This is a genomic window from Mesorhizobium sp. M1E.F.Ca.ET.041.01.1.1, from assembly GCF_003997355.1.
In the GTDB taxonomy this organism is placed as follows: Bacteria; Pseudomonadota; Alphaproteobacteria; order Rhizobiales; family Rhizobiaceae; genus Mesorhizobium.
Genome location: NZ_RZSL01001006.1, coordinates 1 through 1,344 on the forward strand (window position 1 = coordinate 1; position 1,344 = coordinate 1,344).

A 1,344-nucleotide genomic window follows, 5' to 3' on the forward strand; every position below is an offset into this window, starting at 1 on the left:
CTTCTACGCCGTCGGCGGCACCTGGCGAAACCTCGCCCGCCTGCACATGGAGATGAACAACTACCCGCTTGGCGTCATGCATCACTACGAGATCGCCGCCGACAGCGCCCAGACCTTCCTTAGGCAGGTGGCCAAGGGCGAGATCGAGAAGGTCAAGGGTATCGAGGGCGTCTCCAAGAACCGCCGCTCGCTGCTGCCTTACGGCGCCGTCGTGCTGCAGGAGATCATGGCGGCCATGCAGCCTTCCAAGATCGTCGTCTCGGCGCAGGGCGTGCGCGAGGGCTTCCTCTATTCGCTGCTTGACGCCGCCGAGCAGAAATCCGATCCGCTGATCTCGGCGGCCGAGGAATTGGCGGTATTGCGTTCCCGCTCGGTCCATCATGCGCACGACCTCGTCGAATGGACGGGCAAGGCCTTCAAGGCCTTCGGCATCGACGAGACGGTGGACGAGGCGCGCTATCGCCACGCTGCGTGCCTGCTCGCCGATATCGGCTGGCGCGCGCACCCGGAATATCGCGGACGGCAGTCGCTCAACATCATCGCGCATGCCTCCTTCATCGGCGTCGACCATCCCGGCCGCGCCTACCTGGCTCTGGCCAGCGCCTACCGCCATGACGGCATCTTCAGCGATGGAATCGCGCCGGAGATCAAGGCGCTGGCGCCGTCGCGCATGCTCGAGCGCGCCCGCGTGCTGGCGGCGATGATGCGCGTCGTCTACCTGCTGACGGCGGCGATGCCGGGCGTGATGCCAAGGCTGAAATGGGAAAGCCGCGGCAACGGCGCGCTGGCGCTGGTGCTGCCGGCCTCGCTCTCCGACCTCTATGGCGAGCGCCCGGCCGGCCGGCTGGCGCAACTGGCGCGCATCACCAACCGCCGCCTGGTGCTGGCGGTCGAAGGCGGTCCGAGCGTTTCCGTCAAGTAACGGATCACGTGACTTCGGCGCCGATGCCAATGCTGCGCCCGTCCGCCGACCAGGCGCCGGCGCCGGCCATGGCGAGCGCCAGGAAGCCGCCGGCAATGGCAATGTCCTTCATCAGCATCTGCTGGTGCAGGAAGGCTAAAGTCGCATCGTCGCCGCCCTGGCCGTAATGGCCGATGAAGCCGGCGACGATCGAGAAGGCGGCAAGCAGCAGCGCCACGATCCGCGTCTGGAAGCCGATCAGGATCAGTAATCCGGCGATCAGCTCGAACAGGCCGGTGCCCCAGGCGGCTAAAGTCGGCAGCGGCAGGCCGAGGCCGGCGAAATAGCTGGTGGTGCCGGCGATGTTGGTGAGTGCCTGGAATCCCGACGGCACGAAAAGCGCGGCAAGCAGGAGCCGCGAGATCAGAAGCAGTGCGTTGCGG

General features: G+C 66.8%; 1 protein-coding gene and 1 pseudogene. One reads left to right on the plus strand and one right to left on the minus strand.

Translation table 11 applies throughout. The features are described 5' to 3' along the window. Positions 1-922: pseudogene (locus tag EOA38_RS36830) on the plus strand (exopolyphosphatase); the annotation flags it as partial. A 4-nt stretch (positions 923-926) separates the two neighbouring features. Here the strand turns inward: EOA38_RS36830 and EOA38_RS36835 are convergent. Then, positions 927-1,344 (minus strand): DoxX family protein (locus EOA38_RS36835; RefSeq protein WP_145966304.1); only part of this gene is annotated, 418 nt, incomplete at its 5' end.